The organism is Pleomorphomonas carboxyditropha, from assembly GCF_002770725.1.
GTDB lineage: Bacteria > Pseudomonadota > Alphaproteobacteria > Rhizobiales > Pleomorphomonadaceae > Pleomorphomonas > Pleomorphomonas carboxyditropha.
In genome coordinates, this window is record NZ_NQVN01000024.1 from 1 (window position 1) to 17,064 (window position 17,064).

Annotated in this window: 19 protein-coding genes and 1 tRNA gene; 18 read left to right on the forward strand and 2 right to left on the reverse strand. The window is 64.7% G+C overall.

Annotated features, from left to right (window positions below):
• From CJ014_RS22975 to CJ014_RS27645, 13 genes are all read left to right on the forward strand, one after another.
• Positions 1-233: hypothetical protein (locus CJ014_RS22975; RefSeq protein WP_207765847.1), on the forward strand; the 233-nt coding region annotated here is incomplete at its 5' end.
• Positions 230-958 (forward strand): hypothetical protein, encoded by a 729-nt coding sequence (locus CJ014_RS22980; RefSeq protein WP_100082844.1) that lies wholly within the window; start codon positions 230-232, stop codon positions 956-958. The genes CJ014_RS22975 and CJ014_RS22980, both read left to right, overlap by 4 nt.
• Positions 959-1,087: 129 nt before the next feature.
• Positions 1,088-1,408, forward strand: a complete 321-nt coding sequence (locus CJ014_RS22985; protein ID WP_100082845.1) for an HNH endonuclease — start codon at positions 1,088-1,090, stop codon at positions 1,406-1,408.
• A 166-nt stretch (positions 1,409-1,574) separates the two neighbouring features.
• On the forward strand, positions 1,575-3,152 hold the full coding sequence (locus CJ014_RS22990) for a terminase large subunit (RefSeq protein WP_245427583.1): 1,578 nt from the start codon (positions 1,575-1,577) through the stop codon (positions 3,150-3,152).
• On the forward strand, positions 3,153-4,376 hold the full coding sequence (locus CJ014_RS22995; RefSeq protein ID WP_100082847.1) for a phage portal protein: 1,224 nt from the start codon (positions 3,153-3,155) through the stop codon (positions 4,374-4,376).
• Between the two features lie 29 nt (positions 4,377-4,405).
• Positions 4,406-5,047, forward strand: a complete 642-nt coding sequence (locus CJ014_RS23000) for an HK97 family phage prohead protease (RefSeq protein WP_245427586.1) — start codon at positions 4,406-4,408, stop codon at positions 5,045-5,047.
• Between the two features lie 9 nt (positions 5,048-5,056).
• On the forward strand, positions 5,057-6,304 hold the full coding sequence (locus CJ014_RS23005; protein ID WP_100082849.1) for a phage major capsid protein: 1,248 nt from the start codon (positions 5,057-5,059) through the stop codon (positions 6,302-6,304).
• Between the two features lie 66 nt (positions 6,305-6,370).
• Positions 6,371-6,952 carry a head-tail connector protein gene (locus tag CJ014_RS23010; protein ID WP_100082850.1) on the forward strand — a complete coding sequence of 194 codons (582 nt, stop codon included), beginning with the start codon at positions 6,371-6,373 and terminating at the stop codon, positions 6,950-6,952.
• Between the two features lie 14 nt (positions 6,953-6,966).
• Complete coding sequence (locus tag CJ014_RS23015; RefSeq protein ID WP_100082851.1) at positions 6,967-7,308, forward strand: phage head closure protein; 342 nt, start codon at positions 6,967-6,969, stop codon at positions 7,306-7,308.
• Positions 7,309-7,312: 4 nt separating this feature from the next.
• Positions 7,313-7,792 (forward strand): hypothetical protein, encoded by a 480-nt coding sequence (locus CJ014_RS23020; protein ID WP_133121922.1) that lies wholly within the window; start codon positions 7,313-7,315, stop codon positions 7,790-7,792.
• Positions 7,789-8,184: a tail completion protein gp17 gene (gp17, locus tag CJ014_RS23025; protein ID WP_100082853.1), complete on the forward strand. Its 396-nt coding sequence runs from the start codon at positions 7,789-7,791 to the stop codon at positions 8,182-8,184. Before CJ014_RS23020 ends, gp17 begins: the two co-directional genes overlap by 4 nt.
• A 115-nt stretch (positions 8,185-8,299) precedes the next feature.
• Complete coding sequence (gene yecR, locus CJ014_RS23030) at positions 8,300-8,629, forward strand: YecR family lipoprotein (protein WP_100082854.1); 330 nt, start codon at positions 8,300-8,302, stop codon at positions 8,627-8,629.
• Between the two features lie 282 nt (positions 8,630-8,911).
• Positions 8,912-9,097, forward strand: coding sequence for a hypothetical protein (locus CJ014_RS27645; RefSeq protein WP_133121923.1), 186 nt, complete (start codon positions 8,912-8,914; stop codon positions 9,095-9,097).
• Positions 9,098-9,251: 154 nt separating this feature from the next.
• Here CJ014_RS27645 and CJ014_RS23035 read toward each other — a convergent pair.
• Positions 9,252-9,327 (reverse strand) — tRNA-Lys (locus tag CJ014_RS23035).
• A 315-nt stretch (positions 9,328-9,642) separates the two neighbouring features.
• Here CJ014_RS23035 and CJ014_RS23040 point away from each other — a divergent pair.
• Complete coding sequence (locus CJ014_RS23040) at positions 9,643-10,854, forward strand: MFS transporter (protein WP_100082855.1); 1,212 nt, start codon at positions 9,643-9,645, stop codon at positions 10,852-10,854.
• 127 nt (positions 10,855-10,981) lie between these two features.
• On the forward strand, positions 10,982-11,959 hold the full coding sequence (locus CJ014_RS23045; protein ID WP_100082856.1) for a quinone oxidoreductase family protein: 978 nt from the start codon (positions 10,982-10,984) through the stop codon (positions 11,957-11,959).
• Positions 11,960-11,968: 9 nt separating this feature from the next.
• Here the strand turns inward: CJ014_RS23045 and erpA are convergent, their stop codons facing one another.
• Positions 11,969-12,307: an iron-sulfur cluster insertion protein ErpA gene (erpA, locus tag CJ014_RS23050; protein ID WP_100082857.1), complete on the reverse strand. Its 339-nt coding sequence runs from the start codon at positions 12,305-12,307 to the stop codon at positions 11,969-11,971.
• Between the two features lie 138 nt (positions 12,308-12,445).
• Between erpA and CJ014_RS23055 the strand changes: the two genes are divergently transcribed.
• The 3 genes from CJ014_RS23055 (at position 12,446) to CJ014_RS23065 (ending at position 17,045) form a co-directional block, all read left to right on the forward strand.
• Positions 12,446-13,663, forward strand: a complete 1,218-nt coding sequence (locus CJ014_RS23055; RefSeq protein ID WP_245427591.1) for a deoxyguanosinetriphosphate triphosphohydrolase — start codon at positions 12,446-12,448, stop codon at positions 13,661-13,663.
• Positions 13,664-13,707: 44 nt separating this feature from the next.
• Complete coding sequence (argS, locus tag CJ014_RS23060; protein ID WP_100082859.1) at positions 13,708-15,459, forward strand: arginine--tRNA ligase; 1,752 nt, start codon at positions 13,708-13,710, stop codon at positions 15,457-15,459.
• Between the two features lie 104 nt (positions 15,460-15,563).
• Positions 15,564-17,045, forward strand: coding sequence for an SPOR domain-containing protein (locus tag CJ014_RS23065; RefSeq protein WP_165790961.1), 1,482 nt, complete (start codon positions 15,564-15,566; stop codon positions 17,043-17,045).
• The last annotated feature ends 19 nt before the right edge of the window (positions 17,046-17,064 follow it).

Below are 17,064 nucleotides of genomic sequence, written 5' to 3' on the forward strand. Positions count from 1 at the left end.
AACTTCGGTTCTTACCATCGCATGTCGCAGGAGCGGGACTGATGAAAAAGGTTTTGATTACACTGGCGATCTTCTTCGCCATGGCTGGGACTGCCAACGCCGACCCGATTTTTACGCCGATTTTCACGTACCTATTTTCGGTTGCGGGATTCACCGGCGCCGCCCTCTCTTCCATTAGCCTTATCGCGACCGCTCGCGCGACTCGCCTGATCATTGGGAGGGGCCGGCAATGACGATGTGCAATGCTTGGCGGCGTGACGGCGACATCCTGCTGCTGACCGATACTGCGATGCTCCGCCAGTCGGGCCGGGTTGCCAGCTTCGCGAACAAGGTGGCGACGTTCCCTCACTTCAATTCGGCGGTCGCCGTCCGTGGCAACGCAGCGCACTTGCCGAGTCTGCTTAATTTCCTGACAAAACAGGACTTTCAAACATACTCTGAGTTCGAAAACGGTCTTGCCACCTGCCTTAAGCGACTGCCGCTGTTCCGATGGAGCGCCTTTGATCTCGTCGTCGCACACGTCCCTAAAAAAGGCGGTGCTCGCCTATGGGGCCTCTCCAACCGCCCGGTCTTCGGCGTGCCCGCCTGGCAGTTGGCGCCGCTACCCTGCATTTTCAACGAAGGCGAGGGCGACGACTTCAATGAGGACGCAACCAATCTCCCCTCACTGTACGACGAGGACGACGGCTCCTGCGTGAAGTGGCTCGCCGCGACACAACGCAACGTGCTCAAGCCCTTCGGGTGGCAGCGCAAGCCGGTGGTGGCAACCATTGGCGGCAGCGTCGTTGCGACCACAGTGAACGCGACCGGCATTTATCAGCGGGAAGTCGGACGCTGGCCAGACGATCGCGTCGGCAAGCCACTTGATCCAGCCGCCGACTTCGTGCCGGCCAAGAACCGCAAGTCCAAGCCGCCGCGCGAGCCGTCGTCGATCATGAACGGCATCAGCTTCGGCTGATTATCCTCTTGTCGGGCGGATGAAATGACGGCGAAGCGATAGCCGAACAACGGGAAGCTGCATCGGGCCGCCCGGGCCTAGTCTCCCCCGTCAATGCAGCAGGTCGCATCCATACCAGAAGGGCAGTCGATGTCGCAGGAACGAAGGGCGCCTTGGCGCGCGTGGTATCAAACGCCCGCGTGGGCAGCCATCCGCGCCCGTCGCAAGGCCAAGGAGCCGTATTGCCGCAAATGCGCGGCCGTGGGGCTCAAGACGCCGGTCGATATCGTCGACCACATCGAGCCGCATCGTGGCAGACGGGATCTGTTCTTCCGCTTCGAGAACACACAGTCATTGTGCAAGCGCTGCCACGACAGCACCAAGCAGCAGGCGGAGACGCTCGGATACTCGACTGAGATAGGCGCCGATGGTCTGCCAATCGATCCGCGGCACCCCTTCAACCGGTTCTGACCGAGTGGGGAGGGCGGGTCAAAAGTCCGGACGCTCGCCGCCCTGACCGGCCGGTGTTCCCATCTCCAGAGTTAGTTTTGCGGCGAGGTAGCGAATGGGGCTGCGGGGACCAGGTGCGCGACGTCTCGCTGACGCCCGCGCTGCAACTCCCGTGCGCCGACGCCGGATGCCGTGGGACGCGAAGGGGCTGACGCGTGCCGAGCGGGTTATCAAGTTCGTCCAGTATTGCCCGGTGACAAAAGGCAAGCGCGCCGGCCGGAAGATGAAGCTGCTTCCGGGGCAGCGCGCGTTCCTTGAAGATCTCTACGGCCGGCCGGATAGCGAGCGAGTTCGGATCGCCGTCAAGAGCGAGCCTAGAGGCAACGGCAAGACCGGTCTGCTGGCAACCCTTATTCTCTGCCATCTGATCGGGCCGGAAGCGGAACCACGCGGCGAGGTCTATGCAGCGGCTGTGGACCGCACACAGTCCGGGAAAATGTTCGACGAGGTGGAAGCGATCATTCTCGCGGTCCCGGCCTTCGCCGAACTGGTGAATATCCAGCGCTTCCACAAGAAGATCGAGGTCCTGAGCGGCCAAGGTGCCGGCTCGATATTCGAGGCGATGAGCGCCGATGCGCGCAAGGGGCATGGCCTGGCGCCGTCCTTGTGGGTCTTCGACGAACTGGCGCGGGTGCCGTCGCGGGATCTTCTCGACGCGCTGATGACGGCCCAGGGCAAGCGCAATCGGTCCCTTGGAATCATAATCAGCACGCAGGCGGCCGACGACGAGCACGCGCTTTCGCAGATCATCGACGACGGGCTGAGCGGTGCCGACCCTTCGGTGTTGGTCCACCTCTTGGCGGCACCGGACGATGCGGACCCGTTCGACCCGGAAACACTTCGCGCGGTCAATCCCGCGCTCGGCATCTTCCTCGATAAGGCGGACCTTCTCGTTGAGCAACAAAGGGCGAAGCGCCTGCCGTCCTTCGCGCCAGCGTTCATCAACCTGAGGCTCAACCGCCGAGTGGACTCGAGGGCTGAAGACCGGGTCCTGAACATTGGCGTCTGGAAGGAAGCGATGGGCACGGTTGATCGGGCATCGCTCCGCGGGCGGCGCTGCTTCGGCGGCCTCGACCTGTCGGGGCGTAACGATCTGTCGGCGCTGGTGCTCATCTTCCCCAGCGCTGGCGCGGATCCGAGCTTCGATATTCTGCCATTCGCGTGGACTCCGGCCGGCGCAATGCAGGAACGAACGGCGGTCGAGCGGGAACGTCTCAGGCAATGGATCCGAGAGGGACATCTCATCGAGGTTCCGGGGCCGACGATCCGTTACGGCTATATCGCCGCGGCGCTCGCTCAACTGTCGCAAGAATTCGACATTCGCGCCGTCGGCTACGATCGGTGGCGCATTGACGATCTCAAGTCTGAACTCATCGACATCGGCTGCAATGTGCCACTGCAGGAGTTCGGCCAAGGCTTCAAGGACATGTCGCCGGCCGTCGAGCGGTTCGCCGAGCTCGCATTGTCCGGCAAGCTCAGGCACGGCTCCAACCCCGTTCTGAATGCTGCCGTTGCGGGGGCCATCACCGTTACCGACCCAGCCGGAAACATCAAGGTCGACAAGGAAAAATCCAACTCACGCGGGCCGGTGCGCATCGACCCGCTTGTTGCTCTCGTGATCGCGATCGGCACCGCCGCCCGCTTCGTCGAGCCGCCAAAACGCGACCTAAGCGGCTTCCTCTCGAAACCTATCATGGTGGTCTGAATGTCTCTACGTGCATGGATCGGGAGGAAGATCGGCCTCTCGGACTCGAAGTTCTGGGCGGCTTTCTCCGGCCGGGAGAGCTACGCCGGCAAGTTCGTCACTGCCGACGCCGCGCTCCAGCTGGCGACCGTGTGGGCGTGCGTTCGCCTCACGGCGCAAGCCGTCTCGATGCTGCCGCTGCAACTGTTCGAGCGGACAAGCGGTGGACGGGTACCGGCGGTCTCTCATCCGCTTACTGACATCATCGCCGAAAGCCCGAACGACGAAATGACCGGGCTGGAACTCTGGGAAGCCGTTACCGCATGGCTATGCGTGAATGGCAACGCCTACGCCGAAAAAGCCTTCATGGGAAATCGCCTTGTCTCCCTCAACCTGATCGCTGCCGACCAGATGCAGGTGACGCGAAACACAGACGGCGAGCTCGTTTACCGTTTCAACGATCGTGGCCTCCCGGAGCAACTGCCGGCGTCGAAGATCTTCCACGTGAAGGGCTTTGGGTTCGGCGGCGACCTTGGCCTGTCGCCGATCCGCTTCGGCGTCCAGACGTTCGGCAGCGCGATCGCGACGGACGAAACCGCCGGCAAGATCTTCGACGGTGGCATGATGCCAGCCGGCGTGCTTACCGCAGACCAGGTGATCGACGACCCCCAACGGGAAGCCCTCACCAAGATCATGCAGTCGTTCGCAGGGTCGCGGAACGCGGGGAAGATGATGGTCCTCGAGGCAGGGCTCAAGTACCAGCAACTGAGCCTCGATCCCGAAACGACGCAGATGCTGGAGACCCGGCGCTTCCATGTCGAAGAGATCTGCCGATGGTTCGGAACGCCTCCTATCATCGTCGGCCACGCCGCCCAAGGACAGACGATGTGGGGAACCGGCGTTGAGGCCCTGCTGATCCAGTGGTTGACCACCGGCTTGAATCCGTTCCTCTCCCGCATCGAGCGCCGAATCCGCAAGCAGCTCCTGACGCCGGAAGAGCGCGGCCGCTTCTATGCCGAGTTCAATCGTGAGGGTCTGCTGCAGGCCGACAGCGCGGCGAAAGCGGCCTTCCTGTCGACGATGGTTCAGAACGGCCTCATGGGTCGCATCGAGGCCCGCGCCAAGCTGAACCTACCGGCCACACCGCCCAACGGCGACCGCCTCACCGTCCAGACGAATCTCACCTTCCTCGACCAACTCGGCGCCGCTGCCGCGCCGGCCGCTCGCACGGAGCCAAAGCCATGAGCCTAAAAATTCGCGACTTCGATCTGTCCGTGAAAGCCGTCCAGCCAGACGGCTTTTTCTCTGGCTACGGCTCGGTGTTCGGCGTCGTCGACAGCTACAACGAGATCGTCGCTCCTGGCGCCTTCGCGTCGTCGCTCGCCGATCGCGCGGCGAAGGGGCGAAAGCTGCCGATCCTCTGGCAGCACCAATCCGACCGGCCGCTAGGGGTCTACGACCTCGTAAAGGAGGACAGTCGCGGCCTTTACCTAGAAGGCCAGCTTCTCGTCTCCGACGTTGCCCAGGCACGAGAAGCGCACGCCTTGATGAAGGCCGGCGCCATCTCCGGTCTATCGATCGGATATTGGCCGCGCGCCTCATCGCTCGACGACAAGACCGGCGTCCGCACCCTGACGGCAGTCGACCTCGATGAGGTGAGCATCGTCACGCGTCCCGCCAACGATGAGGCGCGCATCGACGTCGTCAAGATGAAGCTCGCCCATGGCGGGCTTCCGACCCTTCCAGAATTCGAAAAGCTCCTGCGTGAGGCCGGCTTTTCAAAGACGCAGGCCGCGGTGATCGCCAACCGCGGCCTGTCCCATGTCCTTCGGCGAGAGGCCGAAGCCCCGGCGGAATCATCCGGAGGGTTGTCCGCAATCGCGGCTCATCTCCGTTCCTTCAACCTCGATATCTGAGGTAACACCATGTCGTTTCACACCAAGTCGGCGGAGTTCCGCCGGAAGAATGAAGCCATCGACCGCGCCGACGATCAGGCGTCCGTCGCCGAGATCATGCAGGCGCTTCAGCAGCGCGACGAGCAGATCAAGGCCTTCGCCACCAAGGCCGACAGCGAGATCAAGTCCCATGGGCGCATCCTCGAGGAGACGAAGTCCGCCTTGGACAAGATCCTCTCCGAGGCCGGCGGCATGGCCGCTCGCCTCGTAGAAGTCGAGCAGAAGCTCGCCAAGCGCGCCGGCGGCGGAGTGCTGCAAGTCAAGTCGATCGGCGAGCAGTTCACCGCCACCACCGACTTCCTTGACCTGCAGAAGAAGGGCAAGGGCTTCGCCCGGCTCAATCTGAAGGCGGTGACGTCGATCACCTCGGCGACTACCGGCACTGGCGGCGTTGGTGACGCTATCCGCCCGGATCGGCTCGCCGACATCGTGCGCGGTCCCGATCGGGTGATGACCATCCGCAACATGCTGGCACCCGGCCGGACGGCCTCGAACGCCATCGAGTACGTCAAAGAATCGGGCTTCCAGAACATGGCCGCGCCGGTGGCGGAGACCGCTGCCAAGCCTCAGTCGGATCTCGCTTTCGACCTCGTCACGACCAACGTTCGCACTATCGCTCATTGGTTCCTGGCGTCGAAGCAGGTCCTGGAAGACGTCCCGGCGCTTCAGTCCTACATCGACACCCGCGCCCGCTACGGCCTCGCCTACAAAGAGGAAGAGCAGCTTCTCTCCGGCGACGGCACCGGGCAGAACCTCCACGGCCTCATCCCGCAGGCCACGGCCTTCGACGATGATCTCCGCAGCGTTGGCGACACCCGGATCGACGTCCTTCGTCGCGCCATCCTGCAGGTCCGGATCGCCGAGTATCGCGCCTCCGGCATCGTCCTGAACCCGCTGGATTGGGCGGAAATCGAGCTGCTGAAGGACGACTCCGGAAAGTACATCTGGAGCAATCCCACCATCAACAACGGGCAGAACCTCTGGGGCCTGCCGGTGGTCGACACCAACGCCATGCCGGCCGGCAAGTTCATGGTCGGCGCCTTCAACATCGCGGCCCAGGTGTTCGACCGGGAAGACGCCGCCGTCGAAGTCTCCACCGAGGACTCGGACAACTTCCGGAAAAACATGATCACCATCCGCGCGGAGGAACGTCTCGCGCTGGCGGTGATGCGGCCGGAATCCTTCGTCCACGGGCCCTTTGTCGCCCCGACCCCGTAACGCATCGATCTGAACGCGAGGGGGGGGCGGCTTCGGCTGCCCCCTTTTTCTCTTGGAGATCCCCATATGCTCATTCGCACCACCGCGCCGGCTTCGCTCGCGACGCTGTTGCTGCCCGGCGTTCTCAGCCATCTCCATCTTGACGCCGACGACGGCGAGGTTCTGCCCAAGGTTAAAGCCGCAGTGGGCGCGCTCGACGGGCCGAAAGGACGCCTCCGCCGCTGCCTGTTGACGCAGACCTGGCGCCTTGTCCTCGATGCCTTCCCCATGGAGCCGGAACCCCTGAGGCTTCCCTTGCCGCCTGTCGCGAGTGTCGCAGGCATCACCTATGCGGACGCAGACGGCGCCACCCAGACCCTGCCCACGTCCGATTATCAGGTGTTGGGCATCGGTTCGGATGAGGCCTCCGTGATCCCGGCCCGTGGCAAGGCGTGGCCGCAGGTGGTGCCTTGGCCAGAAACCGTCAAGGTGGACTTCGTCACGGGCTACGGCACGACGTCGGACAGCTTGCCGGAACCCATCGTTGAGGCCGTGAAGCAGCTTGCTGCGCACCTCTATGTCAACCGACAGGCCGTCGATCTGACCTCAATGTCTGAGATCCCGCTGGGCATCCGCGATCTTCTCGCGCCCTATCGCGTCTTCGTCTGAAAGAGGGTCTCGACATGATCCGTGTCGGCTCAATGAACCGCCGCCTGACGATCCTCCGGACCTCGCAGGGTGAGGAACGTGACGAATACGGAGTCCCCATTTCCACCACCTCCGAGGTGGCCACCGTCTGGGCAGAGCGCATCCCAAAGAGCGAGGACGAGGCCATGTCGAAAGTCGACATCGAGTTCGCTATCAGCGTTGTCACGTTTCGGATCTGGTTCCGCACCGACCTAAAGGCAACCGACGGGCTCCGCTGTGAGGGGGTAGACTACGACATCACCGGCATTCGGGAACTCGGCTTCCGCGAACGCCTCGAGGTGACCGCTGAGGCGCGCACCGCCCCTTGGGGAGCGTGAAAGCATGGCGAAGTCATCAGTGACCGGCGGTGCCGAAACGCGCGCCGCGTTGAAGGCCTTGCGCTCGGCCCTGGCAGGACCTTTGAACACCGCCAGCAAACGAGCTTGCGAGCCCATGCTCGACGAGGCCAAAGCGCGCTTGGCGGCCAACGGCTCGCGCAAGAGTGGTCGGCTCTACAAGATCCTGATCATCAAACGAAACGGGAAACGATCAAGACCCCTGACGCCGGTCTATGAGATCGGGCCGGACGGGTCGGACCCTGCATATCGTGAGGCGCATCTGGTCGAGCTCGGTACGGCGCCGCACTGGCAACCGAAGAAAAAGCGGATGCATCCCGGCGCTGCGGCGAAGCCATTCCTTCGGCCGGCCTTCGACGCCGAGAAGGAAACAGCGGTCAAGGTGTTCGCTGACACCATCGGACCGGCCATCGAAGCCCAAGCCGCCCGGCTTGCCCGCCGCGCTGCCAAGAAGGGGAAATCATGAGCGCCATCGTCATCACGATAGCCGCACTCGCCGGGGCAGCGAACGTCGCGGCCATCGTCGGCGATCGCGTTGAGATTGAACCGGGCACCCCGTCGACGCCACCGCCGCGGATCACCGTTGCGTTGGTCGACGAGGAGGAGACTTACACCCTCTCCGGTGCAGGAAACTACCCAACTTCCCGCGTGTCGGTCATCTGTGTCGCCCTCAGTGCCGCTGATGCTCACCGCCTCGCCGCTGAGGTCAAGGCGGCTCTCAATGATTGCGACGGCGAGTTTTCTGGTTTCTACGCCACGTTCCGGAAGGCCGGGACCGAGTACGCGGATTGGTCCGACGATCAAACCACGCATCGCGTCATTGTTGATTATCTGGTCGACTGGAAACCGGCCGGGTGATCCCCCTGCCGAGGCGGTGAGTCCGGGCGCGAGGGGCGTTGGTTGTCGCCAAAACGCTGACTCGACAACCATTCCGCGATTTGCTTGAGTTCCCCACGTGGCAACGGGGGAAATCATGAAAAAGCTGACTATTGCGGCGCTGTGCCTCGCACTCGCCGGATGCGTGAACGTAAATAAGGAACTCGTGGCAACCGGCGGCAGCCGGGCAGACGGAACGGTTGATCTGAGCTACGAGCAAGCCAGCATCGAGAACGTCAAGATCGACCCGGTTAAGGGTGTCGCTACGGCTCGTGAGCGCTGTCAGGCTTGGGGCTACAAGGACGCGGCTCCGTTCGGTGGCGAGTCTCGAATGTGTCAGGTCTCAACCAATTACGGTTGCAATCAGTGGCTTGCCACGATCCGATATCAGTGCCTGGGCAGCGTGCCTGCCAGTCCTTCGAAATAATCATTCCAAGCGCAACCGCTTGCGCCTTCGCCGCTCCCTCACGGGGGCGGCTTTTTTTGCATTTGCAAAGCCGCAATTGCTATTTGCAAAATTCAAATATGAGACGACGGGGGTATACCTCATATCAATCAATGACTTTCAAAGTTGATGTCATTTTCATTTGCGCAATTGACGCAAAAAATGCAATTTAGAAATTATCATTTGCGCAATTGACGCAAAAAATACTGTTTGACACGATGTTTTGATACGATTAGAACTCATATCGTCATTAAGAGGTGCACCATGCAACACAACGACGACGCATCAACGTTTATCGAACACTTAGGATATGCTGTTCGTGTCGGGCGAATGGCGATGATGGCGGCGATGAACGAACGCGACATTGCTGCATCAGCCATCGAACTTCACTTCGCTGATATAGAAGACGCAATCGATTCCTGGCTCGATCGCCCCAAGGCCGCCGCCTGAGGTGATCGAGCTAACCGCCCGCCATGGGCACCACACGAGGCCGCGATGCCCACTCCCTACCAAGGGAGTGGGTTTTCTGTTACCCCACCCGTTACCCCCGAAGGGGTTGCCATTTTTAGCGGCCCGGCAGAGTCCATCAAGCCATTGAAAAGATTGGTGAGCGCGATGGGACTCGAACCCATGACCCCATGATTAAAAGTCACGTGCTCTACCAACTGAGCTACGCGCTCCCACCTTGATCGCAGCGGCGTTGCCGCTTCCTGCCGAATATAACCCGCGATCGGGCCGGCGCGAACGGGCTTTCACATACTCGACCGGAACCGACATGGCAACCGAGGGCAGGGCGCTTTTTCAAATCCCCTGCCGAGGCCGCGCGGCTTTCCGTGTGTCCGGAAGGGCACGGAGCCAGCGCGATCGTCAGCGAAGCCGGCCCAACCTTGGCGCCGGGCATTGCGCCGGATGTTTGAATCGTTTTATCGATCTCTTGTTGTCGCGCGCTCTCCCCTAGGCGGATCCGCGATATTTCCCATCGATCGGTGAGACCCGTGTTTACCGCCCTGCGCATCGGCACCCTTTACTTCGGCTCGTCGTTCCTCACGGCCAACTGGCTGACGCGCATGCCGGACCTGCTCGCCCATCTCGGCGTCGACAAGGCGACCATGGGGCTTGCCCTGTTCCTGGGGCCGGTGGGGGCGCTGGTCACGGCGCCCGTCGCCGGGCCGCTGATGGACCGCTTCGCCGCCGCCCGGGTCGGCGTCTGGGGCCTGGTGCTCGCGGCGATGATGGTGCTCGGCATCGGCCTTGCCGGTCATTGGACGATTCTCGCCGCCGTGCTGTTCTTCGCCGGCGTCGGCAACACGCTGTTCGAGATCGGCGGCAATGCCGGCGTCCAGCGCCTCGAGACGACCACCGGCGGCAAGTACATGGCCCAGTGCCACGGCTACTGGAGCCTCGGCTTCGTCTGCGGCGCGCTGTCCGCCGGCCTGTTCGGCCAGTTCGGCGTGCCGCTCCCCTTGCATCTCGCCGCGATGGCGGCGCTGGGCGTCGTCGCCTGCGCCGGCATCGCCCGGCTGCTGCCGCGCCCCATGTACGAGCGCATTGCCCGTCCGGTCGACGTCGCCAAGCCGCCGCTGTTCACCCTGCCGAACGCCAGCCTGCTCGGCCTCTGCGTCATGGCCACCGGCGTGACGCTGGCCGAAGGCGCCGTCTACGACTGGGGCACGCTGTTCCTGCGCGAGCAGCTTCGGCCGAGCCCCTTCTGGACGTCGGTCGCCTACGGCACCTTCCCGCTCACCATGTTCGTCGGCCGGGTAGTCGGCGACTGGTTCCGGGCGCGCTACCGCGCGTCGAGCATCGTCCGCGTCTGCGCGGCGACCACCGCCGTCGGTCTCGCCGGCTTCATCTTCTCGCCGCACATCGCCATTTCCGGCCTTTCGCTGGCGCTGATGGGCGTCGGCGTGTCGCTGGTCATGCCGATCGGTGTGGCGGCGGCCGGCGACAAGCCGGGCGACGCGGCGCGCAATGTCGCGGCCATGTCGATGATCATCACCGCCATCTTCCTGCTGGCGCCGCCCGGCGTCGGCTTCGTCGCCGAGCACTTCGGCCTGACGGCGGCGTTCGTCATGATGCTGCCCTTCGTGGCGATGTCCGGTGTCTTCGCCCGGCAAGCCGATCCGCCGGCGGATCGGCTTGCCGGCCAACAAAAGATGATTGGCGAGCCTGCCGCCGTTGGTGGTACGAACGCATCGACCACATAACCGCTAGAGCGGCGGGCACCCGGACATATCCGGGCCGCCGCTCCAGTCTTTCGTTGGCGCATCGGATTTTGCCGAAAAGTGGACCCACTTTTCGGTCCGATGCGCTAGATTTCCGGGAGTGAAGGCCATGGTGAAGGCGATTGTCGTCCGCAAGACGGGTGGACCCGAGGTGATGGCTCTCGAGGACGTCGAGGTTGGCGCGCCCGGTCCGGGGGAGGTGCGCCTCAAGCACACGGCGATCGGCGTCAACTTCATCGACACCTATTACCGCAAGGGCCTTTATCCCGCCCCGGCCGGCCTGCCGTTCGTTCCCGGCGCCGAAGCCGTGGGCATCGTGGAAAAGGCGGGCGAGGGCGTTGCCCAGTTTCGCCCCGGCGACCGCGTCGCCTATGCCGGATCGGTCGGCGCCTACGCCGAGGCGCGCCTTATCTCGGCGCAGAAGCTCGTCCGCGTCCCCGACGACATCGACGGCTTCACGGTGGCGGCCAGCCTCCTCAAGGGCATGACGGTGCAGTATCTCCTGCGCCAGACCTTCAAGGTGACGCGCGACCACACCGTGCTGTTCCACGCCGGCGCCGGCGGCGTCGGCCAGATCGCCGGCCAGTGGCTGAAGGCGCTCGGCGCCACCTCCATCGCCACGGTCGGTTCGGAGGACAAGGCGGAAATCGCCCGCGCCTGCGGCTATAGCCACGTCATCAACTACCGCACCGAGGATTTCGTCGCCCGCGTCGCCGAGATCACCGGCGGCGCCAAATGCGACGTCGTCTACGATTCGGTCGGCAAGGACACGTTCCCGGCCTCGCTCGACTGCCTGAAGCCGCGCGGCCTGTTCGTCTCCTTCGGCAATTCCTCGGGACCGGTGGCGGACTTCAATCTCGGCGTCCTGTCGCAGAAGGGATCGCTCTACGTCACGCGGCCGACGCTCGGCCACTACACGGCGACGCGCGCCGATCTCGACGCCTGCGCCGAGGATCTGTTCGAGCAGATCCGGACCGATGCGGTGACCATCAACGTCGGGCAGAAGTTCGCGCTGGCCGACGCGGTTGCCTGTCACCAGGCGATGGAGGCGCGGGAGACGGTCGGATCGACGCTGCTGACGGTATAGACGGCGGACTCAGACGGCGAACGACGTGCCGCAGCCGCAGCTCGAGGTGGCGTTCGGATTGTTGATCTTGAACGCCTGGCCCATCAGGTCGTCGACGAAGTCGATCTCGGAGCCGTCGATGAACGGCAGCGATACCGCATCGATCAGCACCGTCGCGCCATCGCGCGTCACCGCGAGGTCGTCGGCATTCTGGCCGTCGACAAGGTCGAAGCGATAGGAAAAGCCCGAGCAGCCGCCGCCCTCGACCGAAATGCGCAATGCGGTCTTGCCCGGCTGCTTCTCCAGAACCTTGGCGATGCGGCGGGCGGCGCTGGCGGTCATGCTGATATTGGCGGCGAGAGCTTCCATGGCGGTCCCCAGGGGCTCGAATGACTTGAAAGTGTGATGTCTGCTGACATACGTAAGGCAGCGGATGGCAAAGTCAAATGACGGTTGCGAGAGCCCGGCATGCGGATTTGCCAAGGCTGGACAGGCTTTCGGGAGGCGATCGTGACAGGTCTCGGGTTTGGTACGGAACCGCTGGCGCCTTTCGCCGTCCACCCCGAGGACAGCCGCGGCCGGCGTTATCCCGAGCCGGCGAGCCCGACGCGCACGCCGTTCCAGCGCGACCGCGACCGCATCATCCACTCCACCACCTTCCGCCGCCTGAAGCACAAGACGCAGGTGTTCGTCTTTCACGAGGGCGACCATTACCGTACCCGTCTCACCCACACGCTGGAAGTGGCGCAGATCGGCCGGGCGCTGGCCCGCGCACTGCGGCTCAACGAGGACCTCGCCGAGGCGCTGGCGCTCGCCCACGACCTCGGCCACACGCCGTTCGGTCACACCGGCGAAGACGCGCTCGACGCCTGCCTCACGGGCTTCGGCGGCTTCGACCACAATGCCCAGTCGTTCCGGGCGGTCACCGAGCTCGAGCATTCCTATGCCGAGTTCGACGGTCTCAACCTGTCGTGGGAAACGCTGGAGGGCCTCGTCAAGCACAACGGGCCGCTGACCGACGCGGCCGACCATCCGACCGGCCGCCATGCCGAGCGAGGGTTGCCGGTAGCGCTCCTTGCCTATCCCGACCTCTATTCCCTCAAGCTCGACACGCATGCCAGCGCCGAGGCGCAGTGCGCGGCGATTGCCGACGACATCGCCTACGACGCCCACGATATCGACGACGGGTTGCGCGCCGGGCTTTTTTCGATCGACGACCTCAGGCCGCTGCCGTTGATCGGCGGCTTCCTCGAAGCGATCGAGGCGAAATATCCCGGCCTCGACCGGCACCGCACCATCCACGAAATCACCCGCCGGCTGATCACCGCCATGGTCGAGGACGTGATCGCCGCCGCGCTCGCCCGGCTTGCCGAGCTCGATCCCGGCTCATCCGACGACATCCGGCGGGCCGGCCATACGGTGGTGACCTTTTCCGAGGAAATGGCTGCCGTCGACGCGGCCATCAAGGGCTTCCTGTTTCCGCGCATGTACCGGCACCCCGAGGTGATGCGGGTGCGCCGCGACGCCGACCGCGTGGTGAAGGACCTGTTCGACAAGTATGTCACCCATCCCGACTTCATGCCGGAGGAGTGGCGGCGCGACCTCGATGCCGGCGACGAGGCGGCTCTCGCCCGGCGGGTGGGCGACTATATCGCCGGCATGACCGACCGTTTCGCCATCCAGGAGCATCGCCGCTGGTTTGACGATACGCCGGAATTGCGCTAGGCCGCTCGCCGACCGGCCGGATTCCGGCTCCCACGAGGTACCCGATGAATATCTTCCAGGTGTTCGGCGAGCGCATCCGCTCGGCCATCGCTTCCCTGCCGCTCGACGTACCGGCCGACGCGCTCGCCCGCATCGCCGTCGAGCCGCCGCGCGATGCCAGCCACGGCGATGTCGCCACCAACGCCGCCATGCTCCTGGCAAAGCCGCTGGGCAGGAAGCCGCGCGACCTCGCCGAGGAGATCGCCGCCGCGCTCCGGCAGGACGCCGATGTCGAGGCGGTCGAGGTCGCCGGGCCCGGTTTCATCAACCTCCGCCTGTCGCCGGCCTTCTGGACCGGCTTTCTGAAGACCTCTCTGGCTCAGGGGCTCGACGTCGGCGCGACCAGTCTCGGCGGCGGCCTCAAGGTCAACGTCGAATATGTCTCGGCCAACCCGACCGGCCCGATGCACGTCGGCCACTGCCGCGGCGCCGTGGTGGGCGACGCGCTGGCCCGGCTGCTGGCCAAGGCGGGTTTCGACGTCACCAAGGAGTATTACATCAACGACGCCGGCGGCCAGATCGACGTGCTGGCCCGCTCCGCCTTCCTGCGTTACCGCGAAGCGCTGGGCGAGACGATCGAGATTCCGGAAGGGCTCTATCCCGGCGATTACCTGAAGCCGGTCGGCGAGGCGCTGAAGGCGACATGGGGCGACCGGCTGCTGACCATGCCGGAGGCCGAGTGGCTGCCGGTCGTCAAGAAGCTCGCCGTCGACATGATGATGGACATGATCCGGGCCGACCTGGCGCTGCTCGGCGTCCGGCACGACCTGTTCTTCTCCGAGAAGACGCTGCACGATCCGCGCGGCAACGAGCCCTCCGAGATCGCCGAGATGATCGAGGAGCTCCGCCAGCGCGATCTCGTCTACGACGGCCGCCTGCCGCCGCCCAAGGGCCAGCTTCCCGAGGATTGGGAGGATCGCGAGCAGGTGCTGTTCCGCTCTTCGGCGGCCGGCGACGACGTCGACCGTCCCTTGGTCAAGTCGGACGGCAGCTACACCTATTTCGCCGCCGACGTCGCCTACATGCGCTCGAAGTACCAGCGCGGCTTCAAGCAGATGATCTTCATCCTCGGCGCCGACCACGGCGGTTACGTCAAGCGGCTCGAAGCGGTGGGCAATGCCATTTCCGGCGGCACCATCGAGGTGATCGTCCGGCTCTGCCAGTTGGTGAAGCTCTATCGGGGCGGCGAGCCCGTGAAGATGAGCAAGCGGTCCGGCGACTTCGTGACGCTGGCCGACGTCGTCGAGGAGGTCGGCCGCGACGCCGTGCGCTTCATGATGCTGATGCGCAAGAACGATGCGCCGCTCGACTTCGACTTCGTCAAGGTGAAGGAGCAGAGCAAGGACAACCCGGTCTTCTACGTCCAGTATGCCCATGCCCGCTGTCATTCGATCCTGCGGCAGGCGCGCGAAACGGCGCCCGAAGTGGCGGCAGCCGACGAATCGGCGGCGCCGCTGCATCTGCTCGCCGATCCCGCCGAGCTGGCGCTGATCCGCAAGCTGGCGGAATTTCCCCGCGTCGTCGACGCCGCCGCCGACTCCCACGAGCCACACCGGATCGCTTTTTATTTGTATGAACTGGCTAGCGACTTCCACGGACATTGGAACGCCGGCAAGGAAAATGTAGATTTGCGTTTTGTTAACCCTGTTGAACCACTGTTGACCCACGCGCGCTTGGCTCTGGTCAAGGCCGTCAGGAATGTTCTCGCGTCGGGCCTTGAGGTTCTTGGCGTCAATGCGCCCCAAGAGATGAGGTAGCCGCATCGTCGGAACGTCTGGTTCTGGCGGGGCGAAGAAAAACGGGAAGAGCGACGCCGATGGTTAGGAGCAGCGCAGCCGAACAGTCACCGATGCGGCCTGCCGTGTCCGATGGCGATGAGCGTCTCACCGACGAGGAGCGCTTCTACGAGGATCTTCTCAGCGGCCGCGAAGCCAGCGATGCCGATATGGATCAGTTCGTCGATGCCCTGGCTGCCGAACTGGAGCAGGACATCGCCTCGATGAATCCCGTCGACGTTCGCACCGGCCAGGTCTACAAGCCGGCCAGTGCGCGCAAGAAGAGCCAGGCTTACGATCCCTGGGACGATCAGGCTCTCGACGAGTTCATGGCCGAGTTCGAGCGCGACGGCGTCGATCCGGTCGTTGACGAATTCGGCGTTCTTCCGCCGCATGCCGGCGAGGCGGAGGCCGAGCCTGCCTCCCCGCACGGTCGCCGCCGCCTTATGACCGCCGCCGCCGCGGCGGTATTTCTCGTGGCCGCCGGTTTCGCCGGCTGGGCCTTCTTCGGCGGTTCGGCCGGCTTCGGCGAGGCCGTGGTGGTGCGGGCGCCCGACGGGCCCTACAAGGTCAAGCCCGATCCCAACGCCCAGGAAGTCGTCGCTTCTTCCGAAGGCACCTCCGTCTACGATACCGTCGGCGGCACCCCGCCCAAGAGCGAGGAGCGGCTGGTCGCCCGCAGCGGCGATGTGCCCGAGCTGCCGGCCGTCACGCCGCACGTCTCGCGGATCACCCTTCCCGATGGCCAGGAGGTGGAGGCCGAGCTTCCGACCGGCTTCGACCCCAACGAAACCGGACCCCGCCGCGTTCGCACCGTGCTGGTGCGGCCCGACGGCTCGCTGATCGAGACCCCGGCCGACAAGACGGCCGGCACGCCGGCCGCCGCCCCGTTGCCGAGCGATGGGGCCGGCCAGATCATCGCCCGCAGCGAGGGCGATGCCGCGACCGACGATGCCGAGGGTGGCACGGGCCTTCCTCCGCTCGCTCCGACCAATCAGACCGTGGCCGCCGATACCGCGCAGGTTACGCCTCAAGGGCTGCCGCCGAGCAATCTGACCGACGCTTCCGGCCAGCCGATGCCGATCAACCTCGCCGCCGTGGCCGACGCCGCGTCGGATGCCTCCGTCGAGACGACGGCCTCCGTACCGACCCAGGCGTCGGCGCCGCTGCCGCCCGAAAAGCCGGTGGCGCCCGCCGCCGCGCCGTCATCCGGCCCGCTCGACCTGACGGCCGCGGCCGCGCTGCCCGCCGCGCCGACGCAAGTGGCAAGCCTGCCCGCGGCCACCCAGGCCGCTCCGGCGGCGGCGGCGGCAGCCAGCGGCAGCGCCGGCGCTTACGTGCAGTTGTCGTCCCAGCGCAGCGAGGAAGCGGCGCGTTCCGCCTTCACCGCGCTGCAGCGGAAATTCCCGTCGGTCCTCGGTTCGTCGGTGGTCGACATCCAGCAGGCCGATCTCGGCAGCAAGGGCGTCTACTACCGGGCGCGCGTCGGTGCGCCGACCAAGGAAGCCGCCGTGGCGCTCTGCGAACAGCTTCGCGCCGCCGGTGGCGACTGCCTGATCGCCCGCTGATCGCAAGTTTGCGACTTTC

Excerpts from the sequence above, each read along its gene's own strand:
- CJ014_RS23015 (WP_100082851.1), top strand. The coding sequence starts at position 6,967 with ATGATCCGTGTCGGCTCAATGAACCGCCGCCTGACGATCCTCCGGACC.
- CJ014_RS22995 (WP_100082847.1), top strand. The coding sequence starts at position 3,153 with ATGTCTCTACGTGCATGGATCGGGAGGAAGATCGGCCTCTCGGACTCG.
- argS (WP_100082859.1), top strand. The coding sequence starts at position 13,708 with ATGAATATCTTCCAGGTGTTCGGCGAGCGCATCCGCTCGGCCATCGCT.
- CJ014_RS23020 (WP_133121922.1), top strand. The coding sequence starts at position 7,313 with ATGGCGAAGTCATCAGTGACCGGCGGTGCCGAAACGCGCGCCGCGTTG.
- yecR (WP_100082854.1), top strand. The coding sequence starts at position 8,300 with ATGAAAAAGCTGACTATTGCGGCGCTGTGCCTCGCACTCGCCGGATGC.
- CJ014_RS23045 (WP_100082856.1), top strand. The coding sequence starts at position 10,982 with ATGGTGAAGGCGATTGTCGTCCGCAAGACGGGTGGACCCGAGGTGATG.
- CJ014_RS22990 (WP_245427583.1), top strand. The coding sequence starts at position 1,575 with ATGCCGTGGGACGCGAAGGGGCTGACGCGTGCCGAGCGGGTTATCAAG.
- CJ014_RS22980 (WP_100082844.1), top strand. The coding sequence starts at position 230 with ATGACGATGTGCAATGCTTGGCGGCGTGACGGCGACATCCTGCTGCTG.
- erpA (WP_100082857.1), bottom strand. The coding sequence starts at position 12,307 with ATGGAAGCTCTCGCCGCCAATATCAGCATGACCGCCAGCGCCGCCCGC.
- CJ014_RS27645 (WP_133121923.1), top strand. The coding sequence starts at position 8,912 with ATGCAACACAACGACGACGCATCAACGTTTATCGAACACTTAGGATAT.
- CJ014_RS23005 (WP_100082849.1), top strand. The coding sequence starts at position 5,057 with ATGTCGTTTCACACCAAGTCGGCGGAGTTCCGCCGGAAGAATGAAGCC.
- CJ014_RS22985 (WP_100082845.1), top strand. The coding sequence starts at position 1,088 with ATGTCGCAGGAACGAAGGGCGCCTTGGCGCGCGTGGTATCAAACGCCC.
- CJ014_RS23010 (WP_100082850.1), top strand. The coding sequence starts at position 6,371 with ATGCTCATTCGCACCACCGCGCCGGCTTCGCTCGCGACGCTGTTGCTG.
- gp17 (WP_100082853.1), top strand. The coding sequence starts at position 7,789 with ATGAGCGCCATCGTCATCACGATAGCCGCACTCGCCGGGGCAGCGAAC.